The 21,073-nt window shown below is 71.9% G+C and carries 17 protein-coding genes; 5 read left to right on the plus strand and 12 right to left on the minus strand.

All coding sequences use genetic code 11. From position 1 onward, the window contains the following. Positions 1-27: 27 nt before the first annotated feature. Positions 28-492, minus strand: a complete 465-nt coding sequence (nrdR, locus tag IE99_RS0110075; protein ID WP_030167182.1) for a transcriptional regulator NrdR — start codon at positions 490-492, stop codon at positions 28-30. A 405-nt stretch (positions 493-897) separates the two neighbouring features. Here nrdR and lexA point away from each other — a divergent pair, with 405 nt between their 5' ends. After that, positions 898-1,593, plus strand: a complete 696-nt coding sequence (lexA, locus tag IE99_RS0110080) for a transcriptional repressor LexA (protein ID WP_030167184.1) — start codon at positions 898-900, stop codon at positions 1,591-1,593. A 63-nt stretch (positions 1,594-1,656) separates the two neighbouring features. Here the strand turns inward: lexA and leuS are convergent, their stop codons facing one another. Then, positions 1,657-4,125: a leucine--tRNA ligase gene (gene leuS / locus IE99_RS0110085; protein WP_030167187.1), complete on the minus strand. Its 2,469-nt coding sequence runs from the start codon at positions 4,123-4,125 to the stop codon at positions 1,657-1,659. 182 nt (positions 4,126-4,307) lie between these two features. Further along, on the minus strand, positions 4,308-4,925 hold the full coding sequence (locus tag IE99_RS0110090) for a TerB family tellurite resistance protein (protein WP_030167189.1): 618 nt from the start codon (positions 4,923-4,925) through the stop codon (positions 4,308-4,310). Between the two features lie 192 nt (positions 4,926-5,117). On the opposite strand from IE99_RS0110090, the gene IE99_RS0110095 reads away from it, so the two are divergent. Beyond that, entirely contained in the window at positions 5,118-6,662 is a 1,545-nt protein-coding gene (locus IE99_RS0110095; RefSeq protein ID WP_030167191.1) for a long-chain-fatty-acid--CoA ligase, read from the plus strand. 21 nt (positions 6,663-6,683) lie between these two features. Here IE99_RS0110095 and IE99_RS0110100 read toward each other — a convergent pair whose 3' ends face one another. Beyond that, positions 6,684-7,523 carry a helix-turn-helix transcriptional regulator gene (locus IE99_RS0110100; RefSeq protein WP_030167194.1) on the minus strand — a complete coding sequence of 280 codons (840 nt, stop codon included), beginning with the start codon at positions 7,521-7,523 and terminating at the stop codon, positions 6,684-6,686. Positions 7,524-7,636: 113 nt separating this feature from the next. On the opposite strand from IE99_RS0110100, the gene IE99_RS0110105 reads away from it, so the two are divergent. Further along, on the plus strand, positions 7,637-8,377 hold the full coding sequence (locus tag IE99_RS0110105; RefSeq protein ID WP_030167197.1) for an SDR family oxidoreductase: 741 nt from the start codon (positions 7,637-7,639) through the stop codon (positions 8,375-8,377). Between the two features lie 3 nt (positions 8,378-8,380). Here IE99_RS0110105 and IE99_RS0110110 read toward each other — a convergent pair whose 3' ends face one another. From IE99_RS0110110 to IE99_RS0110120, 3 genes are all read right to left on the minus strand, one after another. Further along, positions 8,381-10,324, minus strand: coding sequence for a glycosyltransferase family protein (locus IE99_RS0110110; protein ID WP_051712332.1), 1,944 nt, complete (start codon positions 10,322-10,324; stop codon positions 8,381-8,383). A 137-nt stretch (positions 10,325-10,461) separates the two neighbouring features. Beyond that, complete coding sequence (locus tag IE99_RS0110115; protein ID WP_030167201.1) at positions 10,462-11,709, minus strand: cytochrome P450; 1,248 nt, start codon at positions 11,707-11,709, stop codon at positions 10,462-10,464. Positions 11,710-11,805: 96 nt separating this feature from the next. After that, positions 11,806-12,783: an alpha/beta fold hydrolase gene (locus IE99_RS0110120; RefSeq protein WP_245623139.1), complete on the minus strand. Its 978-nt coding sequence runs from the start codon at positions 12,781-12,783 to the stop codon at positions 11,806-11,808. A 118-nt stretch (positions 12,784-12,901) separates the two neighbouring features. On the opposite strand from IE99_RS0110120, the gene IE99_RS0110125 reads away from it, so the two are divergent. After that, positions 12,902-14,284 carry an aspartate aminotransferase family protein gene (locus tag IE99_RS0110125; protein WP_030167210.1) on the plus strand — a complete coding sequence of 461 codons (1,383 nt, stop codon included), beginning with the start codon at positions 12,902-12,904 and terminating at the stop codon, positions 14,282-14,284. Here IE99_RS0110125 and IE99_RS0110130 read toward each other — a convergent pair. The 4 genes from IE99_RS0110130 to IE99_RS0110145 form a co-directional block, all read right to left on the minus strand. Beyond that, positions 14,281-15,840, minus strand: coding sequence for a GMC family oxidoreductase (locus IE99_RS0110130; protein WP_030167213.1), 1,560 nt, complete (start codon positions 15,838-15,840; stop codon positions 14,281-14,283). The genes IE99_RS0110125 and IE99_RS0110130 overlap by 4 nt on opposite strands. A gap of 132 nt (positions 15,841-15,972) precedes the next feature. Then, positions 15,973-17,238: a class I SAM-dependent methyltransferase gene (locus IE99_RS0110135; protein ID WP_030167216.1), complete on the minus strand. Its 1,266-nt coding sequence runs from the start codon at positions 17,236-17,238 to the stop codon at positions 15,973-15,975. A 79-nt stretch (positions 17,239-17,317) separates the two neighbouring features. After that, on the minus strand, positions 17,318-18,685 hold the full coding sequence (locus tag IE99_RS0110140) for an FAD-binding oxidoreductase (RefSeq protein ID WP_030167219.1): 1,368 nt from the start codon (positions 18,683-18,685) through the stop codon (positions 17,318-17,320). 171 nt (positions 18,686-18,856) lie between these two features. Beyond that, positions 18,857-19,369, minus strand: a complete 513-nt coding sequence (locus IE99_RS0110145; RefSeq protein WP_030167222.1) for a DUF1707 and DUF4870 domain-containing protein — start codon at positions 19,367-19,369, stop codon at positions 18,857-18,859. Positions 19,370-19,596: 227 nt separating this feature from the next. Between IE99_RS0110145 and IE99_RS0110150 the strand changes: the two genes are divergently transcribed. Next, the gene (locus IE99_RS0110150; RefSeq protein WP_030167225.1) at positions 19,597-19,968 is read left to right on the plus strand and encodes a hypothetical protein; all 372 of its coding nucleotides are present in this window, start codon (positions 19,597-19,599) and stop codon (positions 19,966-19,968) included. A gap of 81 nt (positions 19,969-20,049) precedes the next feature. On the opposite strand, the gene IE99_RS0110155 is transcribed toward IE99_RS0110150, so the two are convergent. Continuing rightward, on the minus strand, positions 20,050-21,021 hold the full coding sequence (locus tag IE99_RS0110155) for a DUF4192 domain-containing protein (protein ID WP_051712333.1): 972 nt from the start codon (positions 21,019-21,021) through the stop codon (positions 20,050-20,052). Positions 21,022-21,073 lie beyond the last annotated feature (52 nt).

A 21,073-nucleotide genomic window follows, 5' to 3' on the forward strand; every position in this document is an offset into this window, starting at 1 on the left:
CTTCTTCTTTGTGCTTTTTCGCGCGCCTCAGGTGGACGCGCCATGTGCCCCCGACGACCGCAATGCCTCGATCTCCCGCGCGAAATCGTCGAGCGACTCGAAGCTCCGGTAGACGGATGCGAATCGCAGATAGGCGACCTCGTCGAGTTCGCCGAGCGGTCCGAGGATCGCGAGGCCGACCTCGTGCGAGGGGATCTCGGCGGAGCCGGAGGCCCGGATGGCCTCCTCGACCTGCTGCCCCAGTTTCGCGAGCGCGTCCTCGTCGACCGGACGGCCCTGGCAGGCCCTGCGGACCCCGGCGATGATCTTCTCCCGGGAGAACGGCTCGGTGACGCCGCTGCGCTTGGCGACCATGACGAGCACATTCTCCTGCGTGGTGAATCGCTTGCCGCATTCGGCGCACGACCGGCGGCGGCGAATGGCGCTGCCGTCATCGGTCGAGCGACTGTCGATCACTTTGGTGTCGGGGTTGCGGCAGAACGGACAGTGCACGCTTCACCTCTCCCCGGTCAAAATCCCGTCACACACAACTTGTGGATAATCCCACCGGTGTAACTACTAGATGTTGTGGTCCAACCGTAGGGCTCGGCGGAGGGCTGCGCAACCCGGATCGCAGGCCCCTCGCGTAGAGCCAGGTCACATCGGACGTCCGGCGCACCGGCCCGGCGTGTCGCCCCGGCACGCTGCGGCAAAACCCGGTCACGCGGGGCAATTCATGACAACTCACCCACGTTCGCCTGGGCGAACGAATTTTCGATCGAACGCATGTACGATGGGATCCGGCGGCGGCGAATACACGGGGCGCATCTTCGAACAATTGTTTGATCATCGGGACGGAACGCGATATCGTGCCATGACAAGGAGTGACGGATCGAGGCGCCCGGGAGGCGACGAGCGATGAGCAAGGTCCGGGAGCTGCCCGACGGTCCCCATGACGAGGCGGGCCTGACACAGCGGCAGCGCATGGTGCTGGAGGTGATCCGGGACTCGGTCCAGCGCCGCGGGTACCCGCCCTCGATGCGCGAGATCGGAGAGGCGGTCGGCCTGACCAGCACCTCCAGCGTGTCGCACCAGCTCCGGGCTCTGCAGCGCAAGGGCTACCTGCGGCGCGACCCGAACCGTCCGCGCGCGGTCGAGGTGCGCGTGCCGGGGGCGACCCCGGTCCGCACGGACGGCGACGGCTACGAGCCCGGCGTCCCCGAGGCCCCGGGCCGCCCCGCGCCCGCGTACGTGCCCCTGGTCGGCCGTATCGCGGCCGGTGGCCCGATCCTGGCCGAGGAGGCCGTGGAGGACGTCTTCACGCTTCCGAAGCAGCTCGTCGGTGAGGGCACCCACTTCCTGCTCAAGGTCACCGGCGACTCGATGATCGAGGCCGCGATCGCGGACGGCGACTGGGTCGTGGTCCGCCAGCAGCCGGTCGCCGAGCAGGGCGACATCGTGGCCGCGATGATCGACGGCGACGCCACGGTGAAGACGCTGAAGCACAAGGACGGGCACATCTGGCTGATGCCGCAGAACCCGGCCTACGAGCCCATCCCCGGCGACGAGGCGTCCATCCTGGGCCGCGTGGTGGCCGTGCTCCGCAAGATGTGACCTCCGGGTCCCCGTCAGGCCGCGTCCCGTCCGGGACGCGGCCTGACGCCGTTCAGGGCCCGGTCAGCGCTGCGGGACGATGTTGACGATCTTGGGGGCCCGGACGATCACCTTGGCGATGCCGGCGCCGCCCAGGGCCTCCTGGACCTTGGGGGACGCCAGGGCGAGGCGCTCCAGTTCGTCCGCCGCGACGGACGGGGGCACGTCCAGGCGGTCGCGGACCTTGCCGGCGACCTGGACGACGCACGTGACCGACTCCTCGACCAGGAGGGCCGGGTCGGCGGACGGCCAGCCCGCGGTGATGACCGGGGCGGTGCGGCCCAGCACCTCCCACGCCTCCTCGGCCGTGTAGGGGGCGAAGAGGGACAGCAGGAGCGCGATGGCCTCGGCGGCCTCGCGGACGGCGGGGTCGGCGGGGCCGGCACCCGAGTCGATCGCCTTGCGGGTGGCGGTGACGAGCTCCATGATGCGGGCGATCGCCACGTTGAAGCGCTGCGAGCCGACGAGTGTGGTGGCCTCGGAGACGGCGTGGGCGGTGGCGCGGCGCAGGGTCGCGTCGCCGGTCGCGGGGTCGGCGCCGACGGGCGACGTCACCTCGGACGCGATGCGGTGGACGCGGGCCAGGAACTTCTGCATCCCGTGCGGGGACACGTCGGCCCAGTCGATGTCGTCCTCGGGCGGGCCGGAGAACAGCATCGCGAGGCGGACGACGTCGACGCCGAACTCGGCGATCTGCTCGCCCAGGTCGACGAGGTTGCCGGTGGACTTCGACATGCCCGCGCCGTTCAGGATGACCTGCCCCTGGTTCAGCAGGCGCTTGAACGGCTCGGTGAAGTCGACCATGCCCATGTCGTACAGGACCTTGGTGAAGAACCGGCTGTAGAGCAGGTGCAGGATGGCGTGCTCGACTCCGCCCGTGTACTGGTCGACGGGCATCCACCGGCGGACCTGCTCGACGTCGAACGGGCCGCCCTCGTAGCCGGGCGAGCAGTACCGGAAGTAGTACCAGGACGAGTCGACGAACGTGTCCATGGTGTCGGTGTCGCGCTTGGCGGCGACGCCGCACTTGGGGCAGGGCACGTCGACCCAGTCGGCGGCGGCGGCGAGCGGCGACGTGCCCTTGGGGGCCAGGTCGGCGCCGCGCAGCCCCTCGGGCAGCCGGACGGGGAGCTGGTCGTCCGGGACGGGGACCTCGCCGCAGGACTCGCAGTGCACGATCGGGATCGGGCAGCCCCAGAACCGCTGCCGGGAGACCAGCCAGTCGCGCAGCCGGTAGTTGACGGAGGCGCGCCCGGTGCCGCGCTCGTCGAGGATCTCGGTGATGCGGGCGATGGCGCCGGCCTTGGGGAGGCCGTCGATGGGGCCGGAGTTGACGAGGGCGCCGTCGCCGGCGGTGGCGACGCCGGTCTCGGCGGGGTCGGGCCGGCCGGTGTCGACGACGACGCGGACGGGCAGGCCGAACTTCAGCGCGAAGTCGAGGTCGCGCTGGTCGTGGGCGGGGACCGCCATGATCGCGCCGTGCCCGTACTCGGCCAGGACGTAGTCGGACGCCCACACCGGGATGCGCTCGCCGTTCACGGGGTTGACGGCGTGGCGGCCCAGGAAGACGCCGGTCTTCTCGCGTTCGGTGGAGAGGCGCTCGATCTCGCTCTCGCGGGAGACCTCGTCGCGGTACGCCTCGAACGCGGCGCGCTGCTCGGGGGCGCAGATCTCGTCGGCGAGGGGGGCGTCGGCGGCGACGACCATAAAGGTCGCGCCGTAGAGGGTGTCGGGGCGCGTCGTGTAGACGGTGACCGGCTCGTCACGGCCCTCGATGGTGAAGTCGACGTCAGCGCCGGTGGAGCGGCCGATCCAGTTGCGCTGCATCAGCAGCACGCGCTCGGGCCAGTGGCCTTCGAGCCCGGCCATGTCGTCCAGCAGGCGGTCCGCGTAGTCGGTGATCTTGAAGTACCACTGGGTGAGGACGCGCTTTTCGACCAGGGCGCCGCAGCGCTCGCAGTGGCCGCCGACGACCTGCTCGTTGGCGAGGACGGTCTGGTCCTTCGGGCACCAGTTGACGTGGCCGCCCTTGCGGTAGGCGAGGCCCCGCTCGTAGAAGCGCAGGAACAGCCACTGCGTCCACCTGTAGTACTCGGGATCGGACGTGTGCAGGCGGCGGGACCAGTCGAACGAGGGCGCGTACCGGCGGAACGACGCGGCCTGCGTCTCGATGTTGGCGTAGGTCCACTCGGCGGGGTGGGAGTCGCGCTTGATGGCGGCGTTCTCGGCGGGCAGGCCGAAGGAGTCCCAGCCGATGGGGTGCAGGACGTTGTGGCCCTGCTGGAGCCAGAAGCGGGCGGGGACGTCGCCGATCGCGAACGCCTCGGCGTGGCCCATGTGGAGGTCGCCGCTGGGGTAGGGGAACATGTCCAGCGCGTAGCGTCGTTCCCGCCCGTCGTCGGTCTCGACGGCGGTGAACGGTTCGAGCTCGGCCCAGCGGGCCTGCCACTTATCCTGAACCGCCCGCGGGTCGTACTGCTCGTCGCTGCTCACGCTTCCAGACTCCGAATCACGTTTCGTGGGGCCGCTCGTCCGATATGAAAGGGCCCCTCGCTCAGGAGGGGCCACCGCGTCGACGTCGCGTCAACGCGGCCGGTCGAGGAGCCGGGCTCGCATACCTGAAGAATAGCGCAGCCGCAAGCCCCGACCACCGATATATGCGGCGGGACGGGAGGTCAGTGGCCGGACGACTGCCGCGCCATCGACACGACGCCGACGATCTGTACCTGGGTGAGGGCCAGGTCGGCGCCGACGGCGGTGAGGGTCTCCTCCTCGGACACGCTGAGCGGGCCGTCGGCCAGGGCGATCTCGGCGGCGGCGCGCAGGATGCTCTCCCGGGCCTCGGGGGCGAGCGCGGACGAGGCCCGCGCCATCTCGACGCGGATCTCGTCGAACGGCCGGCCGAGGTCGGCGTTCAGCGCGCCCTCGTCGTATCCGGTGTCACCGGCCTGCCGGACGACGGCCACCGCGCGGGCGCGGGCGCCGGGGTGGGTGTAGTCGCCGGAGCGGAGCACCTGGGCGATGGCCGTGCGCAGCAGCATCGCGGGCATCAGCGACAGCTGCGCCGTGGTGGGGACGTCCAGGACGCCGAGGTTCCAGCGCCCGCGGCAGGTGTCGCATTCGACGAACTCGCCGCCGGCCTTGGTCAGCGGGATGACGGGGAGGAAGAACAGCGTGAAGAAGTTGCGGCCCTGACGGCGCCGGTACTCGCGGTCGCCGCCGCACGCCGGGCAGTGGAAGACGCCCCTGCCGACGGTGAAGGCGACGACCCGCCACCCGAAGATGATGAACATGCCCCGTCCTTTTCTCGGTCAGCCGCTCATGCTAACCGGGATCGGAAAGCAGCGGGCGTCCGGGGAAAGAACTGCACGTCACAGGGCGGATACTGTTGACGCGGACCGTTCCTCATGCAGCAGGATGAGGGCAACCATTCGTACACTCGTCGGTAGTAACCGACCGGTGACCCATTGCGTTCGAGGAGTGCCATGCTGAACCTGTCCGTTCTGCTCGAGGACGCCGCCAGGGAGACCCCGGACCGCGACGCCGTCGTGTTCGGCGACATCCGGCTCTCGTACGCGTTCATCGACCAGGTCGCGAACCAGGTCGCGAATCTGCTGCGCTCGCGCGGCATCGGGAAGGGCGACAAGGTGGCGCTGTCGTCGCCGAACCTGCCGTACTTCCCCATGGTGTACTTCGGTGCGCTGAAGGTCGGCGCGGTGGTCGTCCCGCTGAACGTGCTGCTCAAGCCGCGCGAGATCGCCTACCACCTCACGGACTCGGACGCGAAGGCGCTGTTCTGTTTCGAGGGCACGCCGGAACTGCCGCTCGGCGAGATGGGGCACGCGGGATTCCAGGAGGTGGAGGGCTGCGAGCACTTCTTCCTGATGCCGGCGAGCCTCGGCGCGACGGAGTCGCCGATCGAGGGCGCGGAACTGTTCTGGGCCGCGCTCGGGGGCCAGCCGAACACGTTCGCGCCGGCGCTCACGGAGGCGACCGACACCGCCGTGATCATCTACACCAGCGGCACGACGGGGCAGCCCAAGGGCGCCGAGCTGTCGCACGGCAACCTGATGATGAACACGATGGTGGACGACACGCTGTTCTACCGGACGCTGCACGACGTGTCGCTGGTGACGCTGCCGCTGTTCCACATCTTCGGGCAGACGTGCGTGATGAACGTCGGGTTCTACCGGCGCGGCACGCTGGTCATGCAGCCGAGGTTCGACGCGAAGCAGGCGGTCGAGCTGATGGTGAAGGAGAAGGTGAACATCTTCGCGGGCGTCCCCACGATGTACTGGGGGCTGCTGACGGACGACACGTCCGCGGAGGACGTGAAGGCGATCCAGGAGAACCTGCGGGTGGCGGTCGCGGGCGGCGCGGCCCTGCCGATGGAGGTCCTGAAGGGCGTCAAGGAGAAGTTCGGCGTGGACGTCCTGGAGGGCTACGGCCTGTCGGAGACGTCGCCGGTGGCGTCGTTCAACCGGCCGGACCGCCCGCAGAAGCCGGGGTCGATCGGCCTGCCGGTGTGGGGCGTCGAGATGAAGCTGATCGACCCGGACTGGAACGAGATCGAGGGCGAGGGGCCGGGCGAGATCGCGATCCGCGGCCACAACGTCATGAAGGGCTACTACAACCGGCCCGAGGCGACCGCCGAGGCGATCCGGGACGGCTGGTTCCGCACCGGTGACGTGGCACGCCGCGACGACGAGGGCTACTACTACATCATCGACCGCTCCAAGGACATGATCATCCGCGGCGGGTACAACGTGTACCCGCGGGAGCTGGAGGAGGTGCTCATGACGCACCCGGAGGTGTCCCTGGCGGCGGTCGTGGGCATCGAGCACCCGAGCCACGGCGAGGAGATCAAGGCGTACGTGATCCGCGTCCCGGACGCCACGGTCACCGAGGACGAGCTGGTCGCGTGGGGCAAGGAGCAGTTCGCGAACTACAAGTACCCGCGGATCGTCGAGTTCCGCGACGCGCTGCCGATGACCGCCACCGGCAAGATCCTCAAGCGCGAGCTGCGCTGACCCGCGTCCGGGCCCGGGACCTCAGCGCGCGCCGAGGTCCTGGGTCCCGACGACGCGCAGCAGTTTCAGCGCGTCGTTCGCCGGCGTGCCCGGCGCGGCCGTGTACAGGATGACCTTCTGGTCGCGTTCGGGCACCAGCAGCACGTCGCAGTGCACCTCGATCTCACCGAGGACGGGGTGCCGCAAGGTCTTGCTGTTGCCCCGCCGGACGGCGACGTCGTGGTCGTCCCAGAGCCGCCGGAACAGCGCGCTCCCCGCGGTGAGGTCGGCGACGAGGCCCTTGATCCCCGGGTCGGCGGGGTAGCGGCCGAGGGCGGCGCGCAGGTCGGCGACGCTCTCCCGCGCGAACCGCCCGTCCTCGCCCTCGGGGTCGATGAGGTGACCGTCGGGGTGCAGGAACAGCTTCCGCAGGATGTTGCGGTCGCGCGGCTCCAGCGCGGAGAAGTCCGTGACGAGCGCGGCGGCCGCGTCGTTCCAGGCGAGGACGTCGTACTTGGCGTCCATGACGAACGCCGGCGTGTCGAGGCGGTCGAGCAGGTGCAGGACGCCGGGCGGGACGTCCTGCGGCGGGCCCGGCGGCGGCCCGGGCGGTTCGCCCGCGAGGTGGGACAGGTGGGCGCGCTCGTCGTCGGTGAGCCGCAGCGCGCGGGCGAGCGCGGCGAGGATCTGCCGGGACGGCCGGGGGCCGCGGGCCTGTTCGAGCCGGATGTAGTAGTCGACGGACATCCCGGCGAGCCGGGCGACCTCCTCGCGGCGCAGCCCGGGGGTGCGGCGCCGGGTCCCCGCGGGGAGCCCCACGTCCGCCGGCCCGATCCGGGCACGGCGGGAGCGCAGGAACCCGGCCATCTCCTGCCTGTCCATGGCGTTCAGCATTCCCGACGGCGGCCGCGCCCTCCACACCCGAGGGTGGTATCGGCGGTCCCAGCTTCGCGGGGTCTCTCCTCATCGCGAACGCCGGAGGGGAGCGTGGCGGCATGAGCACACGGATCGCACTCATCACCGGAGCGAACAAGGGCATCGGCTTCGAGACGGCGCGGCGCCTCGGCGGGCTCGGCTGGACCGTCCTCGTCGGGGCGCGCTCGGCGGAGCTCGGCGAGAAGGCCGTGGCGGCACTCGCCGGCGAGGACGCCGACGCCCGTTTCGTCCACCTCGACGTCACCGACGCCGACGGGATCGGGGCCGCCGCCGAGCGGATCGAGCGGGAGCACGGGCGGCTGGACGTCCTCGTCAACAACGCGGGGATCGCCCCCGCCGACGCGGCGGTCGCGCCCAGCGAAACGCCCCTGGACGCCATGCGGCGGACCTATGAGACCAACGTGTTCGGGGTCGTGGCCGTCACGAACGCGATGCTGCCCCTGCTGCGCCGCTCGCCCGCCGGGCGGATCGTGAACCTGTCCAGCGAACTCGGGTCGCTGGGCATCGTCACGGACCCGTCCAGCCCCTTCTTCCCGGTCAACCTGCTGGCGTACAACTCCTCGAAGACCGCGCTGAACGCCGTGACGGTCGCGTACGCGAAGGAGCTGGCGGACACCCCGATCAAGGTGAACGCCGCCAACCCGGGGTACTGCGCCACGGACATGAACATGCACACCGGGTTCCGGACGGCGGTGCAGGGCGCGGAGGAGGTGGTCCGGCTGGCGACGCTGGACGAGGCCGGGCCGTCCGGCGCCTTCCAGGGCGGGACCGACGAGCCGGGGGCACCGCTGCCCTGGTAGGGCTCAGAACATGATGTGCTCTTCCGCGAGGCCGTAGAAGGCGACCCGGCTGTCCGCCAGGAGCTCCAGGTCGCTGGGGCGCCAGGTGTGGCGGGCGGCGTCGGCGTGCCGGATCGTGATGAACGAGAACCGGTCGGCGGCGTAGACGCGGACGCCGTCCTCGCGGAGGCGGCGGAAGAGGTCGGTGTCCTCGCCGCGTCCGAGGTCGGCGAAGCGGTAGGCGCGCATGAGGTCGCCGTCCGCGAGGAGGGCGCCGCCGCGCAGGACGTCCACGTAGCGGTGCTCGAGATCGGGGTAGCGCAGGAGCGTCGCGTTCATGGATCCGAGGTGGGCGTAGTGGGCGAGCTTGCCCACCACGCCCGCCTCGGTGTAGTCGAACGCGGGCACCAGGTCCGACACGTAGTGCGGGCCGTACAGCTCGTCGTCGTCGATCTTGCCGATGCGGTCTCCGTCGGCGGCGTCGATGGCGCGGTTGAGGCAGCCGCCCAGGGAGACGGACGGATCGGCGGTGAGGACGGCGACGTCGTCGATGCCCGCCGCGAGGGCCTGTTTCTCGACCTCCACCGGGTCGGCGTCCAGTCCGTGGAGGACGAGGACGAGCTGGAGGGGTCGCCACACCTGCCGCGCCACCTGCGCGATGGCGGGGGCGATCTGCTCCGCGCGGCAGGTCGGCAGGATCAGCGACACGGCCGGGCGGCGGGGCGCGGCGGCGCCGAGCCCGAGGTGGTCGATGAGGCTGTCGACGCGATGCCGGTAGGTGTGGGCGGAGTGGACCTCGCGCAGGGCGAGATGGGCCTGCCGGTCGCGGAGTTCGGGCGCGGCCAGGAGCGCGCGCAGGAGGCGTGAGGCGTTCTGCCGGTCGTCCACCGCCGGGCCGAACGCGGTCGGTGGTTCACCGGCGTGGACGACGGGGACCCCGGCGGCGGCGGCCTCGACGGCGAGGCGCGGGCCGGGCGCCAGGATCGCCTTGTACCGCTTGCGCGCGGTGAGGGCCTGCGGGTACGGGAGCGGCGAAACGACGCGCTGCCGGTACAGATGCGGGAAGCCGGTGGCGTGGAAGTGGGCGCCGAGCCGCGGGGCGGGGGCGATCAGCGGTTCGGCGGCCGGGTCGTACTCGCCCTCGTACAGCAGCGGGTAGCGGCCGTGGTCGTGCACCCGGACCGGGTTGTGCAGGCGGGGCTGCGCCGCGAACGGCAGGTGGTGGACGCGGTCGTGGCCGAGCCGCGCGCGGGCCTCCGGGATGGACGCCGCGTCCACCGTGCAGACGTGGTCGAAGGCGAAGGCGGCGTCGTCCAGACCTTCGCCCGTGTCCCAGTACACGGTCGGGACGTCCCGGTCGCGGCACCAGGCGGCGATCTCCTCGAGCGGGAGGCCGGTCTCGCCGGGTCCGGCGAGGAACAGGGCGGGCGTCCGGGCTTCGAGGACGTTCCGCCAGCCGGCCGGGCGCAGGCCGTCCAGCTGCGTCCACTCGTACCGCAGCGCCGTCTCCAGTTCGGGCCCGAGGGCGACGGCGGCGACGAGGTCCGGCCGGTTCACGGGGCCGTCCGGCAGGTCGGGCGGGGGGACGCGCAGCGGCTCGGTGTCGGCGACCTTCACGTCGGGGCGCCGGATCCGGCGCGGCGGCTCGGCGGGTTCGGGCGGGAGCGGGCGGGGCCGCACCGCGTCCTGGACGCGGCGGTAGGAGCCGGGTTCGAAGGGGCGCCGGCGGACGGTGCCGAGCGCGGCGCCGAGCCGTGACCAGCGCCGCCTTCGCAGCGCCTCGAACCGCCACGCCTCCTGCTCGGCGCGGTACGCCTCGACCGCGCGGGCCCGGTCGAGGTCCCCGATCCGGCGGGCGGCCTCGTTCAGGGCGGAGATCAGCCCGTCGATCTGGTCGTCGCGCTCGTCCCGCTGGAGTTCCAGTTCGGCGAGCCGCAGGCGCAGCACGGCGTCGTCGGGCTCGGGCACGGCTTCTCCCAGGGTCGGCGGGCGGGGCCGTGATCACGCTAGCCGCGCCGCCGGCGCCGCGGGCGCCGCGCCACCGAACGTTCACCGGCCCTTCGGCGAACCGCCGAAGGGCCGACCCGGGATGGACGGACGGGGCGTCAGAACGTGTACGGCAGGTGCTTGATGCCGTTGACGAAGGACGACTCGAGCCGGTCGGGCTCACCGGTGGTGCGGATGCTCGGCAGCCGGGTGAACAGCTCCCGGAACATGGTGGTGATCTCCCGGCGGGCGAGGTGGGCGCCGAGGCAGAAGTGCGGGCCGGGGCCGCCGAAGCCGACGTGGGGGTTCGGGTCGCGGAGGATGTCGAAGGCGTCGGGGTCGGTGAAGACGGTCTCGTCGCGGTTCGCGGAGCCGTAGTAGAGGAGGAGCTTGTCGCCCTCCTTGATCTCGTGCTCGTTGAGCATGCAGTCGCGGGTGGCGGTGCGGCGCATCCAGATGACGGGCGACACGTACCGGACGATCTCCTCGATGGCGCCGGCGATGCGGCCCTCGAAGTCCTCGGTGAGGAGGGCCCGCTGCTCGGGGAAGCGGGTGAACAGGTCGAGGCCGTGCGCGATGGCGTTGCGGGTGGTCTCGTTCCCCGCGACGACGAGGAGGATGAAGAACGAGCCGAGCTCCTGGTCGGTGAGCGACTCGCCGTCGATGTTCGCGTTGACGAGCGCGGACGTCAGGTCGTCGGTGGGCTCCGCGCGGCGCTTGCGGCCGAGTTCCTCGACGATGCCCTTGAGCGTCTCGCCCGCGCCGATCAGCGCGACCGCCATCTGCTCGGCGTCGCCCGCGGGGACGTACTCCTCGTCGTTGCCGGCGAGGATGACGTTGCTGGCGTCGAGAACGGCCTGGTAGGCGTCCTCGCCGATGCCCATCATGTCGCAGATGATCTTCAAGGGGAGCCGGCAGGCGACGTCCTTGACGAAGTCGCCGGTGCCGCGGCCGGCCTCGACGTCGGCGACGATGGCGGCGGCGACGGTCTCGACCTGGTCCTCGAACCGCTGGATCATGCGGGGCGAGAAGGCACGGGACACGATCCGGCGGATCTTGGCGTGCCGGGGGTCGTCCATGCTGATCATGGAGCCGAAGTACTCGTGCATGTCGCCCGGCATGTCCGGGATGCTGATGGCGCCCTTGCCGGAGCAGAAGTCCTGCGGGCGGCGGGACGCCTCGACGACGTCGGCGTGCCGGGTGAGGGCGTAGTAGCCGGGGCCCTGCGGGACGATGACGACGTCGGGCTCCTCGAAGAGCACCAGCTCCGGGTGCCACCGCAGCGCCTTGAACGCGGCGTGGCGGTACTCGTGGGGCTGCCGCCAGAAGTCCCAGTCCGTCAGGTTGATGTCGTCGACCTTGACCATGTTGCCTCTCCCCGGCCGTCCGAACGCGATTCGGTTTACACGAAGCCTCTCAAAGTAAAGCAGCGAAGGGAAGTGGAACCCGCGATTTCCCCCGCGTCAGGCCGCCAGCCAGGCCAGAATCCGCCGGTTCACCTCGTCCGGGCGGTCCAGCTGGAGGAAGTGGCCGCCGCCCGGCACGAGCGCGGCCTGCGACCCGTCCGGCAGCGCGGCCAGCACCCGCCCGAGGTCCCCGCCCGGCGCGACGGCGTCCGCGCCGAGGCAGCCGTCGTCGGCGCCGTGCAGGTACAGGACGGGACGGGTGCCGACCGCCGCCACGGCCTCCTCCTCGGCGGCGAACCGCTCGACGCGCCGGGACGGGTCGAGCATCGCCCGGTAGTACCCGATCGCGGCGGCGCGGCGCTCGGGCGTGCCGAGGCAGTCCATGGCGTGCCCGACGTCCTCGGCGTGATCGGTCCCGGGCGGCGACCAGTCGCGCCACAGTCCCGCGACGAACGCCTCGTCCAGCGCCATCTCGGCGAGCGGCGTCTGGAACAGGAAGATGTAGAACGACCGCTTGAGCTGCTCGTAGTCGAGGAACGTCGTGCCCAGCACCGGCATCGGCGGCACGGCCAGCGCGACGGCCCTCCGCCAGCGCTCGGGCGCCGCCGCCGCGGCGCCGTAGGCCGCGAACGCGCCCCAGTCGTGGCCGATGACCACGGCGTCGTCCGCGCCGCCGAGCGCCTCGTGCAGCGCGACGGCGTCGGCGGCGAGCGCGCCGCCCTGGTAGGCGCCGTCCGGCGGCACCGAGGTGGGCGCGTACCCGCGCAGGAACGGCGCCACCGCCCGGTGCCCGGCGGCGGCGAGCGCGGGCAGCAGGTGCCGCCAGGTGTGCGCGGAGTCGGGGAAGCCGTGCAGGCAGAGGACGAGCGGCCCGTCCTGCGGCCCCGCCTCCAGGTACCCGAACTCCAGCCCGTTCGCCTTGACCGAACCCGCCGTGATGCCGCCCATCGCGTCCGCCTCCCGTGTCGCGTCGCGGGCGACGGTACCCCGGCGGCCGCGGGACGGTCCGCGGGACTCCTCCATTCGGCCGCTCATATACTTCGGATATCGATGTATGAACCTCTGTTTACACTGGAATCCGCAGTCATCTAGCATCTGAACAACTGGATCGCTCGCATCTGCGTGGATCTTCGGCCTGATCTTGGGAAGTGTGATGACCGAGCCGGCACAGCAGCCCGACCCCCTCCAGCGAGCCGCCCGCGACCACCTGTGGATGCACTTCGCGCGGCACGCCCCCGCCCAGGAGGGCGGTGAGATCCCGATGATCGTCCGGGGCGAGGGGGCCTACGTGTACGACGCGGCCGGACGCCGCTACCTCGACGGGCTGTCCGGGCTGTTCACCGTCCAGGCCGGGCACGGCCGCGAGGAGCTCGCGCAGGCCGCCGCCAAGCAGGCCGCCGAGCTCGCCTACTTCCCGATCTGGTCGTACGCGCACCCCGCGGCCGCCGAGCTCGCCGAGCGCCTCGCCGGCCTCGCGCCGGACGGCCTCGACCGCGTCTTCTTCACCGCGGGCGGCGGCGACGCCGTCGAATCCGCCTGGAAGCTCGCCAAGCAGTACTTCAAGCTGACCGGCAAGCCCACCAAGCACAAGGTGATCAGCCGCGCGGTCGCCTACCACGGCACCCCGCACGGCGCGCTGTCGCTCACCGGCCTGCCCGGCGTGAAGGCGCCGTTCGAGCCGCTCGTGCCGAGCGCGTTCCGCGTGCCGAACACCAACATCTACCGCGCGACCGAGCACCGCGACGACCCCGAGGCGTTCGGCCGCTGGGCCGCCGACCGCATCGAGGAGCTCATCGAGTTCGAGGGCCCCGACACCGTCGCCGCCGTGTTCCTGGAGCCCGTGCAGAACGCCGGAGGGTGCTTCCCGCCGCCGCCCGGCTACTTCCGGCGCGTCCGGGAGATCTGCGACCGGCACGACGTCCTGCTGGTCTCCGACGAGGTGATCTGCGCGTTCGGGCGGCTCGGGACCATGTTCGGCGCCGAGCGGTTCGGCTACACCCCCGACATCATCACGTTCGCGAAGGGCGTCACGTCCGGGTACGCGCCGCTCGGCGGGATGCTGGTCTCCGACCGCCTCTTCGAGCCGTTCAGGCACGGCACGACGATGTTCGCGCACGGCTACACCTTCGGCGGGCACCCCGTCTCCGCCGCCGTCGCGCTCGCCAACCTCGACCTGTTCGAGCGCGAGGACCTCACCGGGCACGTGATGCGCACCCGGGACGCGTTCCGCTCGACCCTGGAGCGGCTGAACGACCTCCCGATCGTCGGCGACGTCCGCGGCGACGGGTTCTTCTACGGCATCGAGCTCGTCAAGGACAAGGGCACCCGCGAGACGTTCGACGCCGACGAGTCCGAGCGGCTGCTGCGCGGCTTCCTCGACAAGGCCCTGTACGACGCCGGCCTGTACTGCCGCGCCGACGACCGCGGCGACCCCGTCGTGCAGATCGCGCCGCCGCTGATCTGCGACCAGGGCCACTTCGACGAGATCGAGCAGATCCTGCGCTCGGTCCTGACCGACGCCTGGGCGCGCCTCTAGGCGCCGCGGACGAGGTCGGCGGCGCGTTCGCCGATCATGATGGCGGGCGCGTTGGTGTGGCCGCGGGTGATCTCCGGCAGCACCGACACGTCCGCGACCCGCAGCCCGTCGACGCCGCGCACCCGGAGCGCGGCGTCGACGACCGCGCCGTCGTCCAGGCCCATCCGGCACGTGCCGGTCGGGTGGTACAGCGTCTCGGCGTTCGCCCGGACGTGCCGCGCGAGCGCCGCGTCGTCGCCGCCCTCGTAGGGCGGCATCGGGTCGCCCACGAAGTCCCGCATGGCGTCCGAGGCCAGGATCTCCTCGGCGTACTTCAGGCCGTGGACGATGCGGTCCAGGTCGCCCTCCGCCGCGAGGTAGCCGGGGTCGATGAGCGGCGGCGCGGCCGGATCCGCCGAGGCGAGGGCGACGCGGCCGGACGACTCCGGCCGCAGCAGCACGACGCCCACCGTGATCCCGTGCTCGGTCGTCGGCTCCAGCCCGTGCGCGACGAAGGGCGCGGGCGCGAAGACGAGCTCGAGGTCCGGGGCGTCCAGCGACGGGTCGCTCTTGGTGAACACCACCGCCTCGCCGACGTTCGACGTGAAGGGGCCGCGCCGCGCGAGCACGTACCGCGCGATGTTCACGAACGACTCCGCGCCCGCGAGGGTCACCTTCTTCGGGCAGCGCCGCACGACCCCTGCGCACAGGTGGTCCCGCAGGTGGCGGCCGACCTCCGGGCGCTCGACGACGGGCTCGATGCCCACCTGGCGCAGCTCGTCCGGGTCGCCGACGCCGGACAGCATCAGCAGGTGCGGCGACCCGATCGCGCCCGCCGAGAGGATCACCTCGCGGCGCGCCGCGATCCGCTCGCCGCCGTACTCGACGCCGGTCGCCCGGCCGCCCTCCAGGGTCACGCGCGAGACGTGCGCGCCCGTCAGCACCGTCAGATTCGGGCGCTTGCGCGCCGGCCTGAGGTAGGCGTCGGCGCTGCTGCAGCGGCGTCCCCGCCGCTGGCTCACCGGCGTCTGCGCGAACCCCTCGTTGGACGGCCCGTTCAGCTCGCTCAGCCGCGGGATGCCCCGTTCCGCGCACGCCGCCAGGAACGCGCGGGTCGTCACGTTCGGGCTGCGCTGCTCGGACACGACCACGGGCCCGGACGTCCCGTACACGCCGCCCTCGTTGCTGCCGACCCGGCCCTCCGCCTTCCGGAAGTACGGCTCCACGTCCGCGTACGCCCAGCCCGGCACGTCCCAGCCGTCGAAGTCGGCGCTGTGCCCCCGCACCCACATCATCGCGTTCAGCGACGACGACCCGCCCAGCATCTTCCCGCGCGGCCAGTACAGCTCCCGGTCGTCCAGCTCGGCCTGCTTCGCGGTCGAGAAGTCCCAATCGCAGGGGGTCTTGAACAGCTGCGCGAACGCGGCCGGGACATGGATCTCGTTCTTGTCGTCCGGGCCGCCCGCCTCCAGCAGCGCCACCGAGACGGCGGGGTCCTCCGACAGGCGCGCGGCGACCGCGCACCCCGCCGAGCCCGCTCCGACGATCACGTAGTCGTACGCCGTGCCGTTTCCCATCCAGCGCTCCCGACCCCGGGGCCCGCCCGCCGCCGACCCACCACCCGGAAATACCACCGGAAGGTGGGCGCGTCCATGCCCGAAACGGCGACGGGCCGGCCGGGGGCGTCCGGCCGGCCCGTCGGTCCGTGCTCAGCCCAGCCAGGTCGGGCGGAGCGGCATGTGGCTCTCGCCGCCGTCGTCCACCTTCACCCCCAGCGTCTGGTGCAGCTGGATCCAGTTCTGCCGGAACCCGAGGACGCACCCCGCCATGTAGACCCGCCACACGCGCGCGACGCCCTCGCCGACCTCCTCGACCGCCTCGTCCCAGTGCTCGTCCAGGTTGCGGCACCAGCCGAGGAGCGTCCGGGCATAGTGCTCCCGCAGGTTCTCCTGGTGGCGGATCTCGAACCCGGCATCGTTCATCCGCGTCTGGATGTAGCCGGGGCCCTCCAGCTCGCCGTCCGGGAACACGTACCGGTTGATGAACCCCTTCTCCATCCGCGGCGGCGCGAGGTTGTCCGGGCGGGTGATGGTGTGGTTCAGCATCCGGCCGCCCTCACGCAGCTTCCCGTACAGGAACGAGAAGTACGACGGCAGGTTGGCCTTCCCGATGTGCTCGGTGAGGCCGATCGAGCTGACCGCGTCGAACCCCGACTCCGCCACGTCCCGGTAGTCGAGGTGGCGGACCTCCGCCAGATCCGACAGGCCCCGGTCGGCGATCGCCTTCTGCGCCCACTCCGCCTGATGCTTCGACAGCGTCACGCCGAGCGCCCGGACGCCGTACTCCTTCGCGGCGTGCATCACCATGCCGCCCCAGCCGCAGCCGACGTCCAGCAGCCGCATCCCCGGCTCCAGGCCCAGCTTCTTCGCGACCAGGTCGTGCTTGAAGAACTGCGCCTCCTCCAGCGTCGCGTCCTCCGACGGGTAGCACGCGCACGTGTACGCCATCGACGGGCCGAGCACCCACTCGTAGAACTTGTTGGACACGTCGTAGTGGTGCGAGATGGCGCGCGCGTCCCGGCTCTTGGAGTGCCTCAGCCACGACGGGATGCGGCTGAGCGGCGCCTCCTGCGGCGGCGGCGGGGGCCGCCGCGAGACGGCCGCCCGCAGCAGCGGATCCCGCAGCGCCGTCGCCGCGATCCGCAGCTTGTCGCCCGGCGTCACCGCGCCGAACACCCGCTGCATCTCCGTCAGCGCCGCCACCATGTCGCCGTGCACGTCGACCGCGCCGGTGACGTAGGCGCGGGCCAGGCCCAGCGCCCCCGGCGAGTGCACCAGATAGGAGACGGCGTGCGGAGAGCGGACGTCGAACCGGATCCCGGCCCCCGGGACCCCCGACCGCGACCCGTCGTACGCCGTGAACTCCACTTCCGCCTCAGCCCCGGCGAGTTGCTCGAAGACCTTGGCCAGCGTCATCGTGATCCTCCTGTCTTCCCACCCGGACCGGACGGCCGATACCGCCCCTTCCGGACTTCCCCCCGAAGCGGACGCCCGGTCAGCGTCCGCGAACGCACTTGTCGTAGAGGTCCAGCAGCCGCCCCGCCGGGTCATAGGCGCCCTTCAGCCGGCGGTACGTCCCGCCGTCGTAGTACCGCCAGAACTCGTCCCGGCCGTAGAAGGCCGTCGAGTAGAGCGACTTGTGGCCGTCGAGGGCCGCGACCTCTCGTTCGATGAGGCGGTTGTGGTACTCGGGGATCTGCCCCGGAGGGATGCGGACCGTCCCCCAGAAGCCCACGTTCACGTACGTCCGCCCCGGCTCCAGGGGATACAGCGGCCAGCGCTCCTTCGCCCGCAGCGGGCACAGCCAGACCGGGCTCATGCCGACCTTCGCGTGGAAGAGGTCCAGGAACTCGGCGAGCCTCTCGACGGGGACCTCGACGTCCTGGATGACGTCCTCGCGGGGCCTCAGCCCCCGCCACCGCTCGACCCGCGCGACGATGTGGTACCGGCGGTCGTAGGCGACGAGCCTGCGGTACACGTCCGAGCGCTTGGCCCTGTCCGGCCACAGCCTCCGCACCACGGGGTGCTGGACGCCGAACGCGCCGGAGCACCAGAACCAGTCGGTGTCCCACCGCCAGATGTAGTCGCGGACCGTCAGGAAGTCGACCGAGCGCTCCTGGATCGACCGGTAGTAGATCTTCTGGCCGGTGTAGTCGGAGGTGTAGGGGACCTCGTCGGCGAAGAACCCGAGCGAGATGTACTGCTCTCCCGGTCCGAAGACCGTGCCGTCCATGAAGTCGACCGGCTCGCCGTCGAACGCGCCCGACTCGGTGATCTCCGCCATCGTCCGCGCGAGCTCCGCCGCGTCCGCGAACCGCAGGTGCCGCACCCGGACGTAGGGCTTCACCCGGCGCAGCTCGATCTTCAGCCGCAGCGCGTACCCGAGCGTCCCGTAGGAGTTCGGGAACCCGCGGAAGAGGTCGGCGTGCTCGTTGTCCCGCGCGGCGGTGACGACGCGGCCGTCCCCGGTGAGGATTTCCATCTCCAGGACGGCCTCGTGCGGCAGCCCGTCGCGGAACGACGTCGACTCGATCCCGAGCCCCGTGACCGCCCCGCCCAGCGTGATCGTCTTGAGCTGCGGGACGACGGTGGGCATCAGGCCGTGCCGCAGGGTCGCGTCGACGAGGTCCTCGTAGGTGGTCATGCCCTGGACCTGCGCGGTCATCTCCTCGGCGTCGACGGCGAGGACCCTGTCGAGGTCCGACGCGTCCAGCCCGGGCGCCGCCGACGGGTCCCGCCACCGGAACAGGTTCGAGGTCTTCTTGGCGAGCCGCACCGGCGCCCCCGCGGGGATCGCCTCGTACGACCTCGTCAGCGCCTCGACCGCCCGCCGGTGATCATCCTTGATCGCAAGCTCCGTCATCTGTCCCTCCCGGACCCGTTGCGTCGATCATTACATGCATCACCCACATAATCGGGCGCAATGATCATCACAGGGCGAATCGGGAATACCGCGGTCCATGGTCGGAAGCCCTCCGGGGATCACCACGTTCCCTTCTCCCCGGACCTCCCACGGGGCAAACCACTCGACCGCTCAGTCGATGAGGCGGAGAATCCAGGGGTAGCGGAACGAGTCGCCGGCCAGGGCGAACACCGCCGCGATCACCGACAGGATCCAGGCCACCGCGTAGAGGACGCCGCCGATCCCGAACGTCACGATCGTGACGAGCAGCAGGGTCACCTGGAAGTTGACCGCCTCGGCGGCCTGCCGCCGCACGTACTCCGACCGCTTCCCGCGCGTCAGCATGAGCACCAGCGGCCCGATGAACAGGGTCGGCACGGCCACCGCGTGAGCGGCCGCGCCCAGCATCCGGTCCGTCCCGGCGACGGGCCCCGCATGCGCCTGCGCGGACGGGACCGGGCCCAGGTCGCGGGTCACCGCGGCCAGGTCGCCGCGCGTCCGCGCGGTCATGGCGAGGTGCACCCGCAGGTCGAACTCGCCGTGGTCGAGGCGGCCCTCGGCGTACGCCTCCTGAAGGCGCTCGATGACCGGTTCGCGCTCGGCGTCGCAGACCCGCAGATCCCTCGCCGCGTGAGTGATGTCCATGTTCTCCATGCTGCGCGGCGCCCGGCGCACCGACCATCGGGGATGACCCTGAGCCACCCCTGAGCCGCCCCCACCCGGATAGGGAGCCGAAGCCCCGCGAACGGGGGACCCCCGCCACCAGAGCCGGGAACCGCCGCCGGCGGACCGGGGAACCAGTGCCGGCGGACGCTCGTTATGGTCGTGACCGCAGCGGCCCGGCAGGGGCCGACCGGACGACGGGATGGGTCATGAGGTTCCGCGACCGATTCGGCCTCCGCAAGAACCGCGGCGCCACGGTGACCAGGCTCGACCGCGAGGCGACCGACTCCGACATCGAGGCCCTGATCGCCTTCGCGCGCTCCCGCCGCGGAGTCGAGTTCTTCGTCGAGCCGGAGACGTTCGCGACCGACACGACCGCCGTGGCCGTCGCGCACGACGGCGAGTGGACCCGCCGCCGTGTCGGTTCACCCAAGGTCATCGCCAAGGTCGCCCGCGATCTGCGACTGCCCATCTACGACGTCCAGATCGTCGGCTACCCGCCGCGCATGCGCTCGTGGAACGACCGCAACCGCGACCGCCGCATCGACCCCGGCACCCCGGGCGAGGCCGTCTCCTCCTGATCCGGCCGGTCGGCCCACGACCACTGCTTCTCGCGCCGCTCTGCGGTGGCGGCCGCCCGTCGTGGTGGACCGGGGGTGTGGTCAGCCTGCCCTCCGGTCTTCGCGCTCGTAGGCGGCGGACAGTTCGGCGGAGGTCATGCTGACGCGCACCTGGGAGGGCGGGATGCCCGCGTCGATGACCCTGCGGAGGAGGATCGCCATGGAGTAGCGGGGGTCGGCGGCCAGGGCGCGCTCCAGGGCCACGTTCGCCAGCCCGCCGTCGCCCGCCGTGTAGGCGGCCATGGCGAGCAGGGACGCGGGGGCGGGTGCGTAGCGGTCCTCGACCCGGCGGAGGACGTCGCGCCAGAAGGCGATGACCGTGTCCGGAGCGTCCGGCCCCATGTGGGTCCATGCCTCGTCGCGGACCCGCAGGTCGGTCAGGAGGCAGCCCAGCCACGCGACCTCGTCGTCGGTGGGCCGATCGGGACCGGCCAGGAGCGGGGGTATGAGGGCCACGCCCTCCCGCACGGCCTGGGCGGCCGGGAGGCGGGCGTGCCGCCGTTCGGCGCGGAGCGTCGCCCGGCGCATCGCGAGGCGGGCGGGGCCGGTCAGCGGCTGGACGGACGCGGCGAGCTCGGCCCGGTCGCGGAGGACGACATGGCCGGCGTAGGTCGCCTGGGCGGCGACCTCGGTGACGGTGCTGTCGTAGGGCCTCCCCTCGGGCGGGCAGCACGGATCGCGGCAGGTCAGCGACCACCAGCGGCCGTCGGCGACGCGGATCGCCTCGACGGTCCGCACGCCGCCCGCGGCGAGGGCCGTCCGCGTCGCGGCGGCGACGGGCTCGACCTCGGGGGCGGTGCCGTAGCCGAGGAGGACGGCCTCGGTGAAGCGGTTGCGGCCGAGGACGACCGCCGCGCGTTCGGCGTTGGGAACGGCCAGGTCGACACGGACGGCGCAGACGCTCTCGGGGCCGCCGAAGGCGATGACGACCAGGCTGCGGGACGGGTGGAAGCCCAGCATGTACGGGACGGCCGCGATGGCGTCCTCGGGGCCGCGGATCACGAGTGTGGTCATGTCCCCGACCCTCGCGCGCGGGCACCGGCCCTGTTCACCGATCGCCCGCCTG

The organism is Spirillospora albida, from assembly GCF_000718255.1.
Taxonomy (GTDB): domain Bacteria; phylum Actinomycetota; class Actinomycetes; order Streptosporangiales; family Streptosporangiaceae; genus Spirillospora; species Spirillospora albida.

Excerpts from the sequence above, each read along its gene's own strand:
- IE99_RS0110135 (WP_030167216.1), bottom strand. The coding sequence starts at position 17,238 with ATGACGCTGGCCAAGGTCTTCGAGCAACTCGCCGGGGCTGAGGCGGAA.
- IE99_RS0110140 (WP_030167219.1), bottom strand. The coding sequence starts at position 18,685 with ATGACGGAGCTTGCGATCAAGGATGATCACCGGCGGGCGGTCGAGGCG.
- IE99_RS0110115 (WP_030167201.1), bottom strand. The coding sequence starts at position 11,709 with ATGGTCAAGGTCGACGACATCAACCTGACGGACTGGGACTTCTGGCGG.
- IE99_RS0110090 (WP_030167189.1), bottom strand. The coding sequence starts at position 4,925 with ATGTTCATCATCTTCGGGTGGCGGGTCGTCGCCTTCACCGTCGGCAGG.
- IE99_RS0110150 (WP_030167225.1), top strand. The coding sequence starts at position 19,597 with ATGAGGTTCCGCGACCGATTCGGCCTCCGCAAGAACCGCGGCGCCACG.
- IE99_RS0110125 (WP_030167210.1), top strand. The coding sequence starts at position 12,902 with ATGACCGAGCCGGCACAGCAGCCCGACCCCCTCCAGCGAGCCGCCCGC.
- IE99_RS0110145 (WP_030167222.1), bottom strand. The coding sequence starts at position 19,369 with ATGGACATCACTCACGCGGCGAGGGATCTGCGGGTCTGCGACGCCGAG.
- IE99_RS0110130 (WP_030167213.1), bottom strand. The coding sequence starts at position 15,840 with ATGGGAAACGGCACGGCGTACGACTACGTGATCGTCGGAGCGGGCTCG.
- IE99_RS0110095 (WP_030167191.1), top strand. The coding sequence starts at position 5,118 with ATGCTGAACCTGTCCGTTCTGCTCGAGGACGCCGCCAGGGAGACCCCG.
- IE99_RS0110105 (WP_030167197.1), top strand. The coding sequence starts at position 7,637 with ATGAGCACACGGATCGCACTCATCACCGGAGCGAACAAGGGCATCGGC.
- IE99_RS0110120 (WP_245623139.1), bottom strand. The coding sequence starts at position 12,783 with ATGAGCGGCCGAATGGAGGAGTCCCGCGGACCGTCCCGCGGCCGCCGG.
- lexA (WP_030167184.1), top strand. The coding sequence starts at position 898 with ATGAGCAAGGTCCGGGAGCTGCCCGACGGTCCCCATGACGAGGCGGGC.
- IE99_RS0110155 (WP_051712333.1), bottom strand. The coding sequence starts at position 21,021 with ATGACCACACTCGTGATCCGCGGCCCCGAGGACGCCATCGCGGCCGTC.
- IE99_RS0110100 (WP_030167194.1), bottom strand. The coding sequence starts at position 7,523 with ATGGACAGGCAGGAGATGGCCGGGTTCCTGCGCTCCCGCCGTGCCCGG.